Source organism: Ideonella sp. A 288 (assembly GCF_002198735.1).
Lineage (GTDB): Bacteria > Pseudomonadota > Gammaproteobacteria > Burkholderiales > Burkholderiaceae_C > Pseudaquabacterium.
Genome location: NZ_MWLO01000123.1, coordinates 66,570 through 79,725, shown reverse-complemented (window position 1 = coordinate 79,725; position 13,156 = coordinate 66,570). Strand labels below are relative to the sequence as shown.

Here is a 13,156-nt window from a genome sequence, read left to right as displayed (position 1 = left end):
GCGGTTCATGGCCCTGCCCTCCGTCCCTGCCCTGCTGAAGCGCCTGCGCCCGACCGGCCGTGCGGTGGTCATCGGCATTCCGTATGGCTGGCTGCTGCTGTTCTTCCTGCTGCCCTTCCTGATCCTGGCCAAGATCAGCATCAGCGAGATGGAGACCGTGGTCTTCAAGGATCTCGTCACCTACAAGGAAGGCCTGCTGCAGCTCACCGTCAAGCTGTCCAACTACGTCTTCATGACGGAGGACGCGCTCTACATCAAGACCTACCTGGCGAGCCTGCGCTACGCCCTGGCCACCACGGTGCTGTGCCTGTTCATCGGCTACCCGTTCGCCTACTTCATGGCCCGTGCCTCGGCCACCGTGCAGCCGGCGCTGCTGATGCTGGTGATGCTGCCGTTCTGGACCTCGTTCCTGCTGCGCGTCTATGCCTGGAAGGGCCTGCTGTCCGAGAACGGCTGGGTGGCCGACCTGATCATCGGCAGCGGCCTCGACCAGGTGCTGGCCGCGCTGGGCCTGATCACCGCGCCGGGCAAGCTGATGCACACGCCGTTCTCGCTGGTGCTGGGCATGACCTACACCTACCTGCCGTTCATGATCCTGCCTCTGTTCGGCAACCTGTCGAAGATGGACCTGCGCCTGCTCGAGGCCGCCGCCGACCTGGGTGCCACGCCCTGGACGGCATTCTGGAAGGTGACCGTGCCCTTGTCCAAGGCCGGCATCATCGCCGGCTCGATGCTGGTGTTCATCCCCTGCGTCGGCGAGTTCGTCATCCCCGAACTGCTGGGCGGCCCCGAGACGCTGATGATCGGCCGCGTGCTGTGGGACGAGTTCTTCAGCAACAACGACTGGCCCATGGCGTCCAGCGTGGCGGTGGTGATGATCCTGCTGATCATCGTGCCGCTGGCGGTGTTCAACAAGTACCAGGCCGAGGCGGTGGAGGGGTCGCGATGAAGGCGTCCACCATCAACCAGTGGTTCGGCAAGGGCTGGCTGTCGGCCGGCTATGCCTTCCTGTACCTGCCCATCGTCGCGCTGGTGCTGTACTCGTTCAACGACTCGCAGGTGCCCAATGTGTGGCGCGGCTTCACCCTCAAGTGGTATGCCGCGCTGGCCGACGACCGCGAGATGGTCAGCGGCCTGTGGCTGAGCCTGAAGATCGCCTTCCTCACCGCCTGCGGCTCGGTGGTGATGGGCACGCTGGCGGCCTTCGCGCTGGTCAAGTACAAGCGATTCACCGGTCGCACGGTGTTCTCGGGCATGGTCAACGCGCCGCTGGTGATGCCCGAGGTCGTGGTGGGCCTGTCGCTGCTGCTGATGCTGGTGTCGGTGCAGCGCGCCATCGGCTTCCCCGAACGCGGCATGCTCACGATCTGGATCGGCCACCTGCTGCTGGGCATGGCCTACGCCACGGTGGTGATCCAGGCGCGCCTGAAAGACCTGAATCCGCAGCTCGAAGAAGCGGCGATGGACCTGGGCGCCCGGCCCTGGCAGGTGTTCACGCTGGTCACGCTGCCGATGATCACCCAGTCGCTGATGTCGGCCTGGCTGCTCACCTTCACCCTCTCGCTCGACGACGTGGTGCTGTCGGCCTTCCTGTCGGGCCCGGGCTCCACGACCATGCCGCTGGTGATCTTCTCGCGCGCCCGGCTGGGCCTGAACCCCAGCGTCAATGCCGTGGCCACCATCATCGTGGTCATCGTCGCATTGGGCGTGGTGGCCGCCAGCTGGTGGATCGCCCGCGCCGAGCGTCAGCGCCAACTCGAGCTTTCCGCCGCTGGCCGCAGTTGACGGCGCGGTAGACGATACAACCAACCCCCTGGAAGAGGAGCCCACCCATGCACATCCTGAAACTCACCGCGCTCGCCGTGGCCCTGGCGGCGGCGCTGCCGGCGTCGGCCCAGAGCAATGCCGACATCCTGAAGGAGTTGCAGGCGCTCAAGGCCAAGGTGGCCGAGCTCGAGGGCAAGCTCAATGCACAGGGCAGTGCGGCCGGCGGCGCGCCTCAGTGGGGCATGACGCCCGACCAGGTGCGCGAGCTCAACCGCGTCGGCATCAAGACCGAAGCCGTCGAGGACGCCCTCGACAGCCAGGGCCTGAAGATGCTGAAGATCAGCGGCTTCATGGACCCCACCTACCTGTGGAATCAGCGCCAGCGCCGCGCCGGCTTCCAGTTCCTGAACCCGGTGGCCTCCGACGGCTACAACTACGACAACTCGTACTTCGGCGGCGTGTTCTTCGACTTCCAGAAAGAAATGGAAGGCGGCACCAAGTGGCGCCTGACGCTGGTGCCCAACCGTGGCACGGGCTCGGTGATCGGCGAGAACTCCATCGTGCAGGAGGCCTCCGTGTCGGTGCCGCTGGGCAGCCTGCAGACGCGCTTCATCGCCGGCCAGATCCCCGACTGGTCGGGCTACGAGTACCAGCAGGCCACACTGAACAAGCTGATCACCCACAACCTGCTCTACGACTTCACGCTGCCCACGCTCTACACCGGCGCCGGCATGGAGTACACGCGCGGCAAATGGCTCATCAAGTGGGCCCTGAACAACATGAACACCAGCAAGCGCAACAGCAACGAGCGTGCGCCGGCGTTCGCTTACCGTGTGGACTATTCCAAGGGTGAGTACCAGGGCTTCGGCTTCGCTGGTGTGCATGGCAAGGCGGCCAACTTCAGCGAGAACATGGTCGACGAAGAGGGCAACCCGGTGGCGCAGCGCGATTCGCGCGTCGACCTGTTCGAGGCCGACGCCTACTTCATCCGCGGCGACCTCACCTGGCAAGGCCAGCTCAGCTATGGCCGCCAGCGCCAGGCATCGATCACGCCGGCGGCCGACGGCAGCCTGCGCGACGCCAGCTGGTACGGCCTGTCCACGCTGCTGGCCTACAAATTCATCCCGCGCTGGGAGGTGGTGGGCCGCTTCGACTACCTCAACAACAGCAAGAACGGCGGCGGCCTGCTCGGCTACACCTCGGCCGACGACCGCAACGGCATCGGTCCCGACCCCGCGGGCGATCCCGAGAAAGGCGCCAACCGCATGGCGCTGTCGCTGGGCCTGAGCTACCTGTTCAACCTCAACACCACCTTCAAGGCCGAGTACCGGATGGACCGCGCCAACCTGCCGGTGTTCCTGGACGTGCGCACGGGCGAGTACCGCAAGAGCAACAACGTGCTCGGCACCTCGGTCGTCGTCGCGTTCTGATGGCCTGACCCCCGAGGGCCGGGCGTCGATGCCCGGCCCTTGCCGTTTCAGCGAGGAGCGTTCCCCATGCCCCAACCCAGCATCGACTGGCATGCCCGCGCCCGTGCGCTGGTCATCGATGGCCGCATGGTCATCGACGGCGAGCGCCGGCCCAGCGCCAGCGGCGAAACCTTCACCTGCCGCTCGCCGATCAACGGCCAGCCGATCGGCGAAGTGGCACGCGGCCGACAGGCCGATGTCGACGCCGCAGTGGCCGCCTCGCGCCGCGCCTTCGACGACGGGCGCTGGGCCCACAGCGCGCCTGCCGTCCGCAAGAAGATCCTGCAGCGGTTTGCCGAACTCATCCTCGGCGCGAAGGACGAACTGGCGCTGCTCGAGACGGTGGACATGGGCAAGCCGATCCAGTACTCGCTGTCGGTCGACGTGCCGGCCACCGCGCGCTGCATCGCCTGGTACGCCGAGGCGGTGGACAAGGTCTACGACGAGATCGCGCCCACCGCGCGCAGCGCGCTGGCGCTGATCACCCGCGAGCCGATGGGCGTGATCGGCGCCATCGTGCCCTGGATCTACCCGATGATCATGGCCGCCTGGAAGCTGGGGCCGGCGCTGGCGGCGGGCAACTCGGTGGTGCTCAAGCCCAGCGAGAAGAGCCCGCTCACCGCGCTGCGCCTGGCCGAGCTGGCGGTGGCCGCAGGCATCCCGCCCGGCGTGTTCAACGTGGTGCCGGGCTACGGCGCCGAGGCGGGCGAGGCCCTGGCGCTGCACATGGACGTGGACGCCATCGGCTTCACTGGCTCCACCCGCACCGGACGGCGCATGCTGGAGTACGCAGGCCGCTCCAACCTGAAGCGCGTGTACAACGAGTTGGGTGGCAAGTCGGCCTTCGTGGTGTTCGACGACTTCGCCGACCTCGGGCGTGCCGCCGCCACCGCCGCAGGCGGCCTGTTCTTCAACCAGGGCGAGAGCTGCAACGCGCCATCGCGCGTGCTGGTGCACGAGCGCGTGGCCGACGAGTTCATCGCCCGCGTCGCGGCCGAGGTGCCGCATTACGCGCCGGCCGACCCGTTGCTGGCCGGCACGGTGATGGGTGCCGTGGTCGACGACACCCAGCTGCGCGCCGTGCTCGGCTACATCGACAGCGGCCGCGCCGAGGGCGCGCACTGCGTGTCCGGTGGCCAGCAGGCCCTGGCCGAAACCGGCGGCTTCTACGTGCAACCCACCGTCTTCGACGGCGCGACGCCGGCGATGAAGATCGTCCGCGAGGAGATCTTCGGCCCGGTGATGTCGGTGCTGCGCTTCCGCGACGAAGCCGAGGCCGTCGCGCTGGCCAACGACAGCCCCTATGGCCTGCAGGCGGCCGTCTGGACCGACCAGCTCAACCGCGCGCACCGGGTGGCCCGCGCGTTGCGCGCCGGCACCGTGCACGTGAACCAGTACGACGAGGACGACATCACCGTGCCCTTCGGTGGCGTCAAGCAAAGCGGCAACGGCCGCGACAAGTCGCTCCACGCCTTCGACAAGTACACGGAGCTGAAGACCACGTGGATCCGCATCGACTGAACGGTCGACAATGCCCACCGGGATGGCGCGCCGCGTCGCCCGCCCCCCGAGGGGTGAGTCACCTCGGGAGCGGCCCCATGTCGACTCTGTCGGGAGCCTGCCATGAAGGACCTTCGAGAACGCCTGGCCGCCGCCGGCGTGCATACCCTGCTGGCGCAGTTCACCGATCTGCATGGCGTGGCCAAGGGCAAGTACCTGCCACTGGCCCACCTCGACGACCTGCTCACCGAAGGCGCCGGTTTCAGCGGCCCGTCGATCGCCGGCACGGGCCTGCCGCGCACGGGGCCGCGGTCTGAATACTGGGCCCGCGGCAACGCCAGCACGGCCCGCCCGCTGCCCTGGATGCCCGGCTACGCGCGGGTGGTGTGCGATGGCTTCGTGGCCGGCGAGCCGTTCGACGCCTGTCCGCGACAGGTGCTGCGCCGCGCCGTGGCCCGGCTGGGCCAGCGCGGCTGGCACCTGCGCACGGGCATCGAGCCCGAGTTCTTCCTGCTCAAGCAGCTGGGCGGCCGGTGGCTGCCGGCCGACGATGCCGACCGCCTCGACAAGCCCAGCTACGACCTGAAGGCGTTGCCCCGCCAGGCCGAGTTCCTGCAGGCGCTGCAGCGTTCGCTCGAGGCCTGCGGCCTGGACGTGCTGCAGCTCGACCACGAGGACGCACAGGGGCAGTACGAGGTGAACTTCGGCTTCGACGAGGCATTGGCCAGCGCCGACCACCTGATGCTGTTCAAGCAGGCTGCGCATGCGCTGGCCGAGGCCCGTGGCATGGTCTTCTCGATGATGCCCAAGCCCTTCGCCAACCAGCCCGGCAGTGGCATGCACTTCCATGTGTCGCTCTGGAAGGGCCATGGCGACAACGCCAGCAACGTGTTCGTGCCGCACCGCATCGACGGTTCGGTCGACACCGGCGCCCTGCTCTCGCCGCTGGGGCGGCAGTTCGCCGCCGGGGTGCTGGCGCATTCGGCGGCGCTGTGCGCGCTGGCCGCGCCCACGGTCAACTCGTACAAGCGGCTGGTGGTGGGCGAATCGCTGTCGGGCACGAGCTGGGCCCCGGCCTACATCGCGCATGGCGCCAACAACCGGACGGCGCTGGTGCGCACGCTGAGTGGCCGCTTCGAATGGCGCTTGCCCGATGCCAGCGCCAACCCCTACCTGGCCAGTGCCGCGCTCATCGCCGCGGGGCTGGACGGCATCGATCGAGCACTCGAACTGCCACCCGCCTGCGACGACGACCTGTTCGAGCCCAGCCTGGCCCGCATCGCCGAGCGCGGCATCGCGGTGCTGCCGCAGAGCCTGGGCGAAGCGGTCGATGCCTTGCAGGCAGATGAGGTCGTCTGCGAGGCGCTGGGCCCGGCCCTGTGTGCCCAGTTTGTCGAACTCAAGCGCGCGGAGCACGTGGCCCATGCCCGCCATGTGTCGGACTGGGAGCTGGACCGCTACACCCGTGCGTTCTGACGGCCCCCAGGACGCCGCCCTGCGGCGCCCGTCCCCCGGCGGGATCGAGGAAATCAGCAAAGCCGCATGTCCTCGAGAGAACCCTCAGGCCGCTCACCCCACCCCCTGGCTGGCGTACGGCGCGCTGGCGTCCAGCATGGCGCTGGTGGGCAGCTACGTGGGCCTGTCGAAGCTGCTGGTGGCGGTGTTCCCGGTGTTCCTGCTGGCCTGGCTGCGCTTCGGCATCGCGGCGGTGGCGATGGCGCACTGGGTGCGCCGCACACCTGGAGAGGCGCCGCTTTCTCCTCACGACCGGCGGCTGCTGTTCTGGGAGAGCTTCCTGGGCAACTTCGGCTTCTCGGTGTGCATGCTCTACGGGGTGGCCTGGACCTCGGCCGTCTCGGCCGGCGTGGTGATGGCCGCCATCCCGGCCGCGGTGGCGCTGCTCAGCTGGTGGTGGCTGGGCGAGCGCATCGCCGGGCGCGTGGCCGGCGCCATCGGCTGCGCGGCGCTGGGCATCGGCTTGATGGCCTGGGCGCGCGCACCGGCGGCCCCGGGCGCAACCGCCTCCGACGGCTGGGCCCTGGCCGGCCACGCACTGCTGCTGGGCGCGGTGTTCTGCGAAGCCAGCTACGTGGTCATTGGCAAGCGGCTCACCGGCACGGTGTCGCCACGCCGCATCAGCGCGCTCATCAACCTGTGGGGCCTGGCCCTGGTCACCCCCTTCGGCCTGTGGCAGGCGATGCGATTCGACTTTTCGTCGGTGGCGCCCGGCCACTGGGGATTGCTGGTGTTCTACTCGCTGGCGGCGAGCATGGTCACCGTGTGGCTGTGGATGAAGGGGCTGGCGCAGGTGCCGGCGCCGAAGGCCGGCGTCTTCACGGTCTGGCTGCCGATCTCGGCCGCGGCGGTCGGCGTGCTGGTCCTCGGCGAGCGATTCGGCCCGTGGCATGGCGTGGCGCTGGTGCTGGCGCTGGCCGGGCTGCTGCTCGCCACATGGCCCTCCCGGTCCGAAGGTTAGCCGCGCAAGGCGTCCGGTGTCGCGGCCAGCACGCCCAGCTCGGTGATGAGCCCCGTCACCAGCCGGGCCGGTGTCACGTCGAAGGCCGGGTTGGCGGCTGGCGAGCCTGCCGGCATCAGCGCCACCTCGGTGAGCTGCCCCGAGCCATCCAGCCCGGTGACGTGCGTCACCTCGCGCGCGGAGCGCTCCTCGATCTCGATCTCGGCCAGGCCGTCGTCCAGCGACAGGTCGAGCGTCGACCGCGGCACCGCCACGTAGAACGGCACGCCGTTGTCGTGCGCCGCCAGCGCCTTCAGGTAGGTGCCGATCTTGTTGCACACGTCGCCCCGGCCGGTCACCCGGTCGGCGCCGACGATGACCAGGTCGACCTGCCCGTGCTGCATCAGGTGGCCGCCAGCGTTGTCGGCGATCACCGTGTGCGGCACGCCCTCCTGCCCCAGTTCCCAGGCGGTGAGGCTGGCGCCCTGGTTGCGCGGCCGGGTCTCGTCGACCCACACGTGCAGGTCCAGCCCGACCTGGTGCGCGCGGTACACCGGCGCCAGCGCCGTGCCCCAATCCACCGTGGCCAGCCAGCCGGCATTGCAGTGCGTCAGCACGTTGAGCCGACGGCCCGGCCGCCGCGCCGCGGCCTGCTGCAGCAGCACCAGCCCGTGGCCGCCGATGGCCGCGTTGACGGCCACGTCCTCGTCGGCCATCGCGCCGGCCAATGCCCAGGCGGCCTCGGCACGTCGCTCCACGGGCTGCGGCCTCACCAGTTCGAGCATGCGACGCGTCGCCCAGCTCAGGTTCACTGCTGTCGGCCGCACGCTGTCGAGCCAGCGCTTGGCCTCATCCAGCGCCGCGTCGCCGGCGTCGACCCGGCACTGCAGCGCGATGCCGTAGGCGGCGGTCACGCCGATCAGCGGCGCTCCGCGCACCCACATCTCGCCGATGGCCGTGCGCACCGCGGCCACGCTGTCCAGCCGCGCCAGCAACCAGCGGTGCGGCAGGCCGCGCTGGTCGATGACGACCACCGCATCGCCCTCCGGCGCCGCCTCGAGTGCGCGCCGCGGCTGTCCGTTGACCTTCACAGCACGCGCCCGGCGATCGTCCGCAGGCGTTCGACCATCAGCGGGTCGCGGGCCGTGGGCGAGGTGATCAGCGCGTGCTGCAGCGCGCTGCGGCAGGAGCAGCCGGCTGCGTGCACATCGTGCGTGACGGCCTGCGCCGCCTGCACCACCAGCGCCCGGCCGTGGTCGGCGTTGGACAGCAGCACGCCGATGATGGCCTCGACAGTCACGTCGTCGTGGTGCGGGTGCCAACAGTCGAAGTCGGTGACCATCGCCACCGACGCGTAGCACAGCTCGGCCTCGCGAGCCAGCTTGGCCTCGGGCATGTTGGTCATGCCGATGACGTCGCAGTTCCACGAGCGGTACAGCTGCGACTCGGCCAGCGTGCTGAACTGCGGCCCCTCCATCGCCAGGTAGGTGCCGCCGCGCACGTGCGGCACCCCCAGCGCCGCCAGCCCGGCCTGCACATGGTCGCCCAGGCGCGGGCACACCGGCCGGGCCATCGACACGTGGGCCACCAGACCGGTGCCGAAGAAGGACTTCTCGCGGGCGAAGGTGCGGTCGATGAACTGGTCGACGACGACGAAGGTGCCGGGCGGCAGGTCGGCGCGCAGGCCGCCCACCGCGCTGAGCGACAGCACGTCGGTGACCCCCAGCTGCTTCAGTGCCGCGATGTTGGCGCGGTAGTTCACCTCGCTGGGCGGCACGCGGTGGCCGCGTCCGTGGCGTGGCAGGAAGGCCAGGCGCGAGGCCTTGTCGCCCTGCTGCAGCGTACCCATGAAGATCTCGTCGGATGGCGCCCCCCAGGGCGTGTCCACCGCCACCCAGCCGGTGTCGGTGAGCCCGGGCAGGTCGTACAGGCCGCTGCCGCCGATGATGCCGAGGATGCCAGTCATGTCGTGTTCCGTGTCATGGGTTGGGGGCCATGGCCGCGTCCTGCGGCCGCACAAGGGCTTGGGTGCGCGCGGCCGTGGCCTGGCGCTGCACCTCGGTTGGCCGCAGGGTCTTCAGGCGGTGGTCGCTCCACACCTGCCGCCAGCGGCGGGCGCCGGGCCGCCCGTTCCATAGGCCCAGCATGTGGCGTGAGGCGTGCGTCCAGGGCACGTCGCCAAGCTGCGAGAGGTAGGCCACCATGCCGTCCTCGACCGTGCGGCGCCACTCGTCGCCGGGGTCGCCCGACGGCGGCACCGACGGCGCTGCAGGGTCCAGCCACGCCGCGTCCCAGCCGGCCATCAGCGCCGGATCGTGGTAAGCCTGTCGGCCGACCATCACGCCGTCGACCGGCCCGGGCGACGACGGGCCGCCCAGCTGCGCCGCGATCGCGGCGTTGTCGGTGAAGCCGCCGTTGATCACGATCGTCAGCGCCGGGAACTCGCGCTTGAGGCGGTGCACCACCTCGTACCGCAGCGGCGGGATCTCGCGGTTGTCCTTCGGGCTCAGGCCCTTCAGCCAGGCGTTGCGGGCGTGCACGATGAACACGGTGCAACCGGCCGTGGCCACGGTGCCGATGAAGTCGCGGACGAAGCCGTAGTCCTCGACCCGGTCGATGCCGATGCGGTGCTTCACCGTCACCGGCATCGCGCCGCCCACCGCGTCGCGCATGGCCGCCACGCCGTCGCGCACCAGCGCGGCCTCGTTCATCAGGCAGGCGCCGAAGGCCCCGAGCTGCACGCGCTCGCTGGGGCAACCGCAGTTGAGATTGATCTCGTCGTAGCCCCAGTGCTGCGCCAGCCGAGCCGAGTGGGCCAGTTCGTCGGGCTCGCTGCCGCCGAGTTGCAGGGCCAGCGGATGCTCGAGCTCAGAGTAGTCCAGATGCCGCGGCACATCGCCGTGGCGCAGGGCGCCGGTGGTCACCATCTCGGTGTACAGGCGGGTACGGCGCGTGATCAGGCGATGGAAGACACGGCAGTGCCGGTCAGTCCATTCCATCATGGGCGCGACCGACAGCCGCCAGGGGCTGGAGGTCGACAGTGTGGCTCGATCGGTCAAAGGCTTGCGACGATGTCGTTTCCAGGCGCAGTGGGGGCAGTTCGGCAGCGCATCGAAGCCAGCCACCCGATGCCGGGCGCTCGCTCGGGCTCTCTCCCAGGGGGTCGGGCAAGGGGCCGCTGCGGGGCGCATTATCCCGGTCTGTGGCAGCCCGTGCAGCCCGCCGATGGCGGACGACCTGGCGCAGCGCTGGCGGCCGGTGCCGCCCGCCGTGCAGGGGCCCGGACCGCCTGCGGGAACAGGCGGAACCCACGCCATCCTGCACGCGCGCACCTGGTACGCCGCAGCCTGTGCCAGCGACCTCTCGGACCGTGCCGAACCCCACCGGGCGCTTTCCGGGGAGCCTTGATCCACTGCAAATGCGCAGCGCCGGCGTTATCGAACCGGCAATGGAACAGCAACGCCCTCCCGCCACAGTGTTGACCGGGGCACGCACCGTGGCGTGCAGACAGGAGTCGAGCTGTGATCAAGGTGTCGCGTGAATGGGCCACGCCCGTGACCGTCGGGGTGTTCGTTGTCATGGCCGTCACTGGCCTGCTGATGTTCTTCCATCTCGACATGGGGCTGAACAAGGCCGCGCACGAGTGGTTGGGGTGGCTGATGGTGGCCGCGGTCGCTGCGCATGGGTGGGCCAACTGGCCGAGTTTGCGGCGCCACATCACCGCGTCCCGGCGAGCCCAGCTCGTGCTGGGGGTGTCCACGGTCGCGCTGGCGGCCAGCTTCGTCGTCAGCGGCAGCGATGGTCCATCCCCGCCGCTGCTGGCGATGCAGGCCATCGGCCGGGCGCCGTTGAAGGTGGCGGCGCCGCTGGCGGGCAAGACCCTGGCACAGGCGCAAGCCGACCTCGCGGCCGCGGGCCTGCCCATGGCAGACGGCGACCGGAGCCTGCAGGACCTGAGCGGCGGAGACCGCCGCAAGATGGGGCTGGCCGTGCGCACCCTGTTGGCATCTGCACCCTGAAGCCGGGCGAGCGGCCAGAGCCGCATCGGCATGCGAAAGGCTGCGCGAGCCAACGTCGGAGGCGCCGGTGCTCAGGTGGAGGCCATGGCGCCCCCGGCCCGCGCCACAGGCCAGGACTTGCCGGACGTGCCGGCTCCCCGCCCGCCAGATCGGGACACCGCCGGATTGCGATCACCTGTCAGGCGGGGGTCTGTCCGATCTCGAAGTTCGCCATCGTCTCCAGCGCCCTCACCATGGCCGAATGGTCCCAGGCCTTGCCGCCATGGGCCACGCACGCATTGAACAGTTCCTGTGCCGTGGCGGTGTTGGGCAGCGACACGCCCAGCGCCCGGGCGCTGGACAGCGCCAGGTTCAGGTCCTTCTGGTGCAGCTCGATGCGGAAGCCCGGGTCGAAGCGGCGCTGCACCATGCGCTCGCCATGCACCTCGAGGATCCTGGACGACGCGAAACCCCCCATCAGCGCCTGGCGCACGCGCGCCGGGTCGGCGCCGGCCTTGGCGGCGAACAGCAGCGCCTCGGCCACGGCCTCGATGGTCAGCGCCACGATGATCTGGTTGGCCACCTTGGCCGTCTGCCCGTCGCCGTTGCCGCCGACCAGGGTGATGTTCTTGCCCAACCGCTCGAACAGCGGCTTGACGCGCTCGAAGGCCGCCTCGGGGCCGCCGACCATGATCGACAGCGTCGCGTTCTTCGCGCCGACCTCGCCCCCCGACACCGGCGCGTCGAGGTAGTCGCAGCCCAGGGCGTTGATCTTCTGGGCGAACGCCTTGGTGGCGATCGGCGAGATGGAGCTCATGTCCACCACGACCTTGCCCTTGCGCAGGCCGGCCGCGATGCCGTTGTCGGCGAACAGCGCGGCCTCGACGTCCGGCGTGTCGGGCACCATCAGGATGACGATGTCGGCGCGCTCGGCCACGCCGCGCGCGCTGACGCACTGCGTGGCCCGGCTGTTGGCAATGGCCTCGGGCACCTTGCCCCGCGTGTGCACGAAGAGCCGGTGGCCGGCCGCGAGCAGGTGGCCCGCCATGGGCGCGCCCATGATGCCGAGGCCGACGAAGCCGATGTCGAGGGGCGCTGAAATCATGTCGTGTCCTGTGGGGTGGTGGGTCGGCGTCATGCGGCGTTCGGGGCCGTGGCCATCGTGCGCAGCCAGCCGAGGCCGGCGGCCGTCGTGGTGGCCGGCTTGTACTCGCAGCCGATCCAGCCGCGGTAGCCGATGCGGTCGAGGTGATCGAACAGGAAGGGGTAGTTGATCTCCCCGGTGCCGGGCTCGTGACGGCCCGGGTTGTCGGCCAGCTGGATGTGGCCGATGAGCGGCAGGTAACGCTGCACCGTGGCGGCCAGTTCGCCTTCCATGCGCTGGGCGTGGTACAGGTCGTACTGGATGAGCGCGTTGTCGGCGCCGACCTCGGCCAGGATCCCGGCCGCCTGGGCGGTGCGGTGGAGGTAGAAGCACGGGATGTCGAAGGTGTTGATCGGCTCGATCAGCAGCGTCAGGCCGGCGGCCCGCAGCGCGCCGGCGGCGTGGCGCAGGTTGTCGACGAAGGTGCGGCGCAGCACCTCGTCGGCCACCCCGGCGGGCGCCTTGCCGGCCAGGCAGTTGAGCCGCGTCACCCCCAAGGCCTGGGCGTAGCCGATGGCACGGTCCACCCCGGCGCGGAATTCGCCGACCCGGTCCGGGTGGCAGGCGATGCCGCGCTCGCCGGCGTCCCAGTCGCCGGCGGGCAGGTTGTGCAGCACCAGGGTCAGGCCGTGGTCGTCGAGCCGGCGCGCGATCTCGCTGGCCTCGAAGGCATAGGGGAACAGGAACTCGACGGCCTCGAAGCCGGCCTGCGCGGCCAGCCCGAAGCGATCGAGGAAGGGGTGCTCGGTGAACATCATCGTGAGGTTCGCGGCGAAACGGGGCATGGGGGTCTCCGGTGATCGGGTGGGTGTCGTCGGTGCGG

The 13,156-nt window shown here is 70.1% G+C and carries 12 protein-coding genes; 7 read left to right on the top strand and 5 right to left on the bottom strand.

What is annotated here, in order from left to right:
- The first annotated feature begins 7 nt into the window (after positions 1-7).
- The 6 genes from EOINJALH_RS14290 to EOINJALH_RS14265 all read left to right on the top strand — a co-directional run bounded on the left by EOINJALH_RS14290 (position 8) and on the right by EOINJALH_RS14265 (position 7,212).
- Positions 8-949, top strand: coding sequence for an ABC transporter permease subunit (locus EOINJALH_RS14290; protein WP_088281109.1), 942 nt, complete (start codon positions 8-10; stop codon positions 947-949).
- On the top strand, positions 946-1,785 hold the full coding sequence (locus EOINJALH_RS14285; RefSeq protein WP_088281107.1) for an ABC transporter permease: 840 nt from the start codon (positions 946-948) through the stop codon (positions 1,783-1,785). The genes EOINJALH_RS14290 and EOINJALH_RS14285 overlap by 4 nt, the downstream gene beginning before the upstream one ends.
- A 47-nt stretch (positions 1,786-1,832) precedes the next feature.
- The gene (locus EOINJALH_RS14280) at positions 1,833-3,197 is read left to right on the top strand and encodes a DUF3138 family protein (protein WP_088281105.1); all 1,365 of its coding nucleotides are present in this window, start codon (positions 1,833-1,835) and stop codon (positions 3,195-3,197) included.
- A 66-nt stretch (positions 3,198-3,263) separates the two neighbouring features.
- Positions 3,264-4,757 carry an aldehyde dehydrogenase gene (locus EOINJALH_RS14275; protein ID WP_088281103.1) on the top strand — a complete coding sequence of 498 codons (1,494 nt, stop codon included), beginning with the start codon at positions 3,264-3,266 and terminating at the stop codon, positions 4,755-4,757.
- A gap of 102 nt (positions 4,758-4,859) precedes the next feature.
- Positions 4,860-6,212 carry a type III glutamate--ammonia ligase gene (gene glnT, locus EOINJALH_RS14270; RefSeq protein WP_088281101.1) on the top strand — a complete coding sequence of 451 codons (1,353 nt, stop codon included), beginning with the start codon at positions 4,860-4,862 and terminating at the stop codon, positions 6,210-6,212.
- Between the two features lie 136 nt (positions 6,213-6,348).
- Positions 6,349-7,212: a DMT family transporter gene (locus EOINJALH_RS14265; RefSeq protein WP_088281099.1), complete on the top strand. Its 864-nt coding sequence runs from the start codon at positions 6,349-6,351 to the stop codon at positions 7,210-7,212.
- Here the strand turns inward: EOINJALH_RS14265 and mtnA are convergent.
- The 3 genes from mtnA to dusA are packed head-to-tail and all read right to left on the bottom strand — an operon-like array spanning position 7,209 to position 10,193.
- Positions 7,209-8,282 (bottom strand): S-methyl-5-thioribose-1-phosphate isomerase, encoded by a 1,074-nt coding sequence (gene mtnA / locus EOINJALH_RS14260; RefSeq protein WP_088281097.1) that lies wholly within the window; start codon positions 8,280-8,282, stop codon positions 7,209-7,211. The two genes, EOINJALH_RS14265 and mtnA, sit on opposite strands and share 4 nt — an antisense overlap.
- Positions 8,279-9,157, bottom strand: a complete 879-nt coding sequence (locus EOINJALH_RS14255) for an S-methyl-5'-thioadenosine phosphorylase (protein ID WP_088281095.1) — start codon at positions 9,155-9,157, stop codon at positions 8,279-8,281. The genes mtnA and EOINJALH_RS14255 overlap by 4 nt, the downstream gene beginning before the upstream one ends.
- 13 nt (positions 9,158-9,170) lie before the next feature.
- Positions 9,171-10,193, bottom strand: a complete 1,023-nt coding sequence (gene dusA / locus EOINJALH_RS14250; protein ID WP_234413843.1) for a tRNA dihydrouridine(20/20a) synthase DusA — start codon at positions 10,191-10,193, stop codon at positions 9,171-9,173.
- Between the two features lie 519 nt (positions 10,194-10,712).
- Between dusA and EOINJALH_RS14245 the strand changes: the two genes are divergently transcribed.
- Positions 10,713-11,210, top strand: coding sequence for a DUF4405 domain-containing protein (locus tag EOINJALH_RS14245; RefSeq protein ID WP_088281091.1), 498 nt, complete (start codon positions 10,713-10,715; stop codon positions 11,208-11,210).
- A 178-nt stretch (positions 11,211-11,388) separates the two neighbouring features.
- On the opposite strand, the gene glxR is transcribed toward EOINJALH_RS14245, so the two are convergent.
- Positions 11,389-12,294, bottom strand: coding sequence for a 2-hydroxy-3-oxopropionate reductase (glxR, locus tag EOINJALH_RS14240; protein WP_088281089.1), 906 nt, complete (start codon positions 12,292-12,294; stop codon positions 11,389-11,391).
- Positions 12,295-12,323: 29 nt separating this feature from the next.
- Positions 12,324-13,118 carry a hydroxypyruvate isomerase gene (gene hyi, locus EOINJALH_RS14235; protein WP_088281087.1) on the bottom strand — a complete coding sequence of 265 codons (795 nt, stop codon included), beginning with the start codon at positions 13,116-13,118 and terminating at the stop codon, positions 12,324-12,326.
- Between the last annotated feature and the right edge of the window lie 38 nt (positions 13,119-13,156).